Origin of the sequence: Enterococcus sp. DIV0660C, from assembly GCF_017316125.1 — a bacterium.
In the GTDB taxonomy this organism is placed as follows: Bacteria; Bacillota; Bacilli; order Lactobacillales; family Enterococcaceae; genus Enterococcus_B.
In genome coordinates this window covers 1-4311 of the sequence record NZ_JAFLWA010000049.1, presented here as the reverse complement: position 1 = coordinate 4311, position 4311 = coordinate 1, and the positions used below count along the sequence as shown (strand labels likewise).

Genomic DNA, 4311 nt, shown 5'->3' with positions numbered 1-4311 from the left:
CTTTGCGGCACTTTTTTTCTTTCATTATTTTGAGGCACGTTTGATATAAGAACCTTCAGCTGTGTTGATTTCTAATAATTCATCTACTTCAACAAAGTCAGGAACGTTGACAACTAAGCCAGTTTCCATTGTCGCTGGTTTGCCTGAACCAGTTACTGTTGCACCTTTGATTGAAGGTTGTGTTTCAACAACACGTAAAACAACAGTTGTTGGTAATTGTACACCAATTACTTCGCTACCGAAAAATTGGATTTTTACTTCCATATTTTCTAAGATGTATTTCATTTCTTCTTCAACTGTTTCAACAGGAATTTCATATTGTTCATATGTTTCTAAATCCATGAAGAATGCTGTATCATCCATTGTGTATAAGTATTGAACTGCTTTTGTATCAATGTGTGCTTTTTCAAATTTTTCTTCTGGGCGGAAAGTTGTATCATATGTTGCACCAGAACGAACATCTTTTAGTTTCATACGCATAACCGTATTTCCTTTACCGGGTTTGTGGTGGCTTGCGTCTAAAACTTTAATTAATTTTCCATCTTGTACAAATGTCATACCGGCTTTTAAATCGCTTGCTGAAATCATTTAAATTGCTCCTTTTTTGTTTATCATCATCTTTTTTATTGTATCAAACAACAGTGGATAAGACTAGCAAATCTTCATTTTTATCTAGCAACACTTCTTCATTTGCTTCTGTGATCCACTTTATCATGCACCCTATTCAATTATTCCTATCACTAAAAACCATCAAATACTTTGACTCTGATATTTTTTCATGCTATTTTTGATGAAAATATTACTGGAGGAACGACATGATGATCAAACAACACAACTTTGTCCAATTGACTACTTGTTGTTGTATGGTGCAAAAAAGCAGCATACTATTTGTCGTGTCTATTAACTGCCCTTCATAATTTACGTGTATTCTCTTGGAATACATGATTAATTTATGATAGTTAGGAGCTGATTTAATAGTCAGCTCCTTTTTTATCGAATTTTTTAGGAGGAAGCTATGATATTAACAAGGATTCAAGACTATATTGGCAAAACACCTTTATTTGAATTTACACACAATGCATATGCAATACCAAAAGGATCTAAAATCTATGCAAAACTTGAATATTTGAATCCTGGAGGTAGCGTCAAAGATCGACTAGGTCTTTATTTGATTGAGCAAGGATTGAAAACTGGAAAAATCAACCAAGATACAATATTCATTGAACCAACCGCCGGCAATACCGGAATTGGGTTAGCCTTAGCTGCTTTAAATTATCGTTTAAAAACGATTTTTGTAGTACCAGAAAAGTTTAGTATTGAAAAACAACAGCTTATGAAAGCGTTAGGTGCAGAGATCATTCATACACCTACTTCGCTCGGAATGCTCGGTGCTATCAAAAAAAGCCAGGAATTAGCAGCTGAATTAGAAAACGTTTATCTACCAAAACAATTTGAAAATCCTGATAATCCAGCCACTTATTATCACACACTCGGGCCAGAATTAGTTGACGAACTAGCAGGAAAAATGGATAGTTTTGTAGCCGGAATTGGTAGTGGAGGTACTTTTTCTGGCACAGCAAGTTATCTTAAGGAACAACTAAGTGATATTCAACTAATTGGTGTGGAACCGGAGGGCTCGATTTTAAATGGTGGTAAAGCAGGTTCTCATGAAATCGAAGGAATTGGTGTGGAATTCATTCCTCCATTTCTTGACTCCTTACCTATTACTCGTTTTGAAACTATTTCAGATGAGGAAGGATTTTATTACACGCGTGCTTTGGCTAAGAATCAAGGATTATTAGTTGGCAGTTCAAGTGGTGCCGCCTTTGCAGCAGCACTCAAAGAAGCACAACGATTGCCAGCAGGAAGCTCAATCGTAACTATTTTCCCAGATGCAAGTGACCGTTATCTTTCAAAAAACATTTATTTATAGGAGGAATTATCATGCATATTCAAACAAAATTAATTCATGGTGGTATTAGTGAAGACCAAACTACAGGTGCCGTGAGCGTTCCAATTTATCAAACATCCACTTATCGACAAAATGGTGTTGGTCAACCAAAAAAATACGAGTATTCTCGTTCAGGTAACCCTACACGGTTCGCATTGGAAGAACTAATTGCAGACCTTGAGGGCGGAATTCAAGGTTTTGCCTTCTCCTCCGGTTTGGCAGGAATCCATACGGTTTTCTCGCTATTTGAACCCGGTGATCACGTCTTACTTGGTGATGATGTTTATGGCGGAACTTTTCGACTAGTTGATAAAGTATTTTCTAAAATTGGCTTAGTGTACACAATTATTGATACAAGTGATCTTAACCAAATTGAACAAGCGATTCAGTCAAACACTAAAGCACTCTACCTTGAAACACCAAGTAATCCACTTCTTAAAATCACTGATTTAAAAACCAGTCTTGCCATAGCAAAAAAACATGATCTTTTAACGATTGTTGACAATACATTTGCGACACCTTATTTCCAACAGCCACTAGCACTTGGTGCAGACATCGTCGTTCACAGTGGAACAAAATATCTCGGCGGGCACAGTGATGTTGTTGCTGGTTTAGTCACCACTAATAAAGCAGAATTAGCAGAAAGAATTGGTTTTTTACAAAATGCGATAGGCGCAGTCTTAGGCCCTCAGGATAGTTGGCTTATCCAACGAGGGATCAAAACTCTAAGTGTGCGAATGGAAGCACATCAAAAAAATGCTTTGGCAGTAGCAAATTTTCTTGAAAATCATCCAGCTGTTGAAACTGTTTATTACCCTGGACTAACAAGCCATCCAAACTATCAGATTGCAAAAGCACAAATGAGTGGTTTCAGCGGTATGGTTTCTTTTGACTTAAAAGAAGATGCAGAAGCAGTACCTTTTGTTGAATCATTAAAATTATTTATTCTAGCAGAAAGTTTAGGCGGCGTGGAAAGTTTAGTTGAAGTTCCTTCGATTATGACACATGCTTCTATTCCAAAAGATAAACGGGAAAAAGCGGGAATCAAAGATGGATTGATTCGTCTTTCTGTAGGTATCGAACATGTAGAGGATCTATTAGCAGACTTAACTCAAGCGCTTGATAAAATAAAAATCACTAAGTAAATGCTCTTATTTATAGAAATAAGGTTAAAAATCATGGATGTACCTACAACTTAGTCCAAATAAATGTTAGAATTTAGCTATCACCACTGAACAAAAAATGAATCGAGGTAATTTACATGAAAATGAACGTTGAAAGTTTCAATCTAGATCACACAAAAGTAAAAGCACCTTATATCCGTGTTGCAGATCGCAAAACTGGTGAAAATGGTGATGTAATCATTAAATACGATGTACGCTTCAAGCAACCAAACAAAGAGCATATGGATATGCCCAGCTTACATTCACTTGAACATTTAACTGCTGAACTAATTCGTAATCATGCTGACTACATTGTGGACTGGTCTCCAATGGGTTGCCAAACAGGATTTTACTTAACTGTGCTAAATCATGAAAGCTATGATGATGTACTAGATGTTTTAGAAAAGACAATGAATGATGTACTTGAAGCTACTGAAGTGCCTGCAAGTAATGAAACACAATGTGGTTGGGCTGCAAGCCATACTTTAGAAGGTGCACAAGAGTTAGCACGTAAATTCTTAGCAAAACGCGACGAATGGTCTGAAGTCTTTGCATAATTGAACAAAAAACTGAGAGCTTTTACATAAGCTTCTCAGTTTTTTTGTTCTATAATAAATGTGTACTTACTCAATTCGTAAAGGAGAATTTTTATGACAGTTTATGATTTTGATGCGACTTTAGAAAATGGAACCACTTATTCTTTAAGCAACTACCAGAATCATCCAATGATCATCGTTAATACTGCAACAAAATGCGGACTTGCACCACAATTTGAACAACTTGAACAAATTTACACTACTTATAAAGAAAAAGGATTGGTTGTTTTAGGCTTTCCGTCTAACCAATTTAAACAAGAACTAGATTCTGCTGAAGAAGCGGCACAAGCTTGTCGAACGACTTATGGAGTTTCATTTCCGATGCATCAATTAGTCGAAGTGAATGGAGAAACTACTGATCCATTATTCGCCTATTTGAAGGAAAATGCACCAGGTACCATGACCAATGCAATTAAATGGAATTTCACTAAATTCTTAATTGATAAAAATGGGAACGTCGTTAAACGTTTTGCTCCACAAACTTCTCCTGAAAAAATGGTTGATGACATTGAGAAACTTCTTGCTGAATAATCATAGTAAAAAGAATACAAAAAAACAGATGAGCTTAATTGCTCATCTGTTTTTTTTACCGTTGCGTGGC

The 4311-nt window shown here is 36.2% G+C and carries 5 protein-coding genes; 4 read left to right on the top strand and 1 reads right to left on the bottom strand.

The window, feature by feature from the left end:
- Positions 1-24: 24 nt before the first annotated feature.
- Positions 25-588 (bottom strand): elongation factor P, encoded by a 564-nt coding sequence (efp, locus tag DOK81_RS11655; protein WP_206898609.1) that lies wholly within the window; start codon positions 586-588, stop codon positions 25-27.
- 427 nt (positions 589-1015) lie between these two features.
- Between efp and DOK81_RS11650 the strand changes: the two genes are divergently transcribed.
- From DOK81_RS11650 to DOK81_RS11635, 4 genes are all read left to right on the top strand, one after another.
- Complete coding sequence (locus DOK81_RS11650) at positions 1016-1933, top strand: cysteine synthase family protein (protein ID WP_206911061.1); 918 nt, start codon at positions 1016-1018, stop codon at positions 1931-1933.
- An 11-nt stretch (positions 1934-1944) separates the two neighbouring features.
- On the top strand, positions 1945-3096 hold the full coding sequence (locus tag DOK81_RS11645; RefSeq protein WP_206911060.1) for a cystathionine gamma-synthase: 1152 nt from the start codon (positions 1945-1947) through the stop codon (positions 3094-3096).
- A 116-nt stretch (positions 3097-3212) separates the two neighbouring features.
- A complete protein-coding gene (locus DOK81_RS11640) occupies positions 3213-3671 on the top strand; it encodes an S-ribosylhomocysteine lyase (RefSeq protein ID WP_206911058.1) in 459 nt (152 codons plus the stop codon).
- Between the two features lie 93 nt (positions 3672-3764).
- A complete protein-coding gene (locus DOK81_RS11635; protein ID WP_206911055.1) occupies positions 3765-4241 on the top strand; it encodes a glutathione peroxidase in 477 nt (158 codons plus the stop codon).
- The last annotated feature ends 70 nt before the right edge of the window (positions 4242-4311 follow it).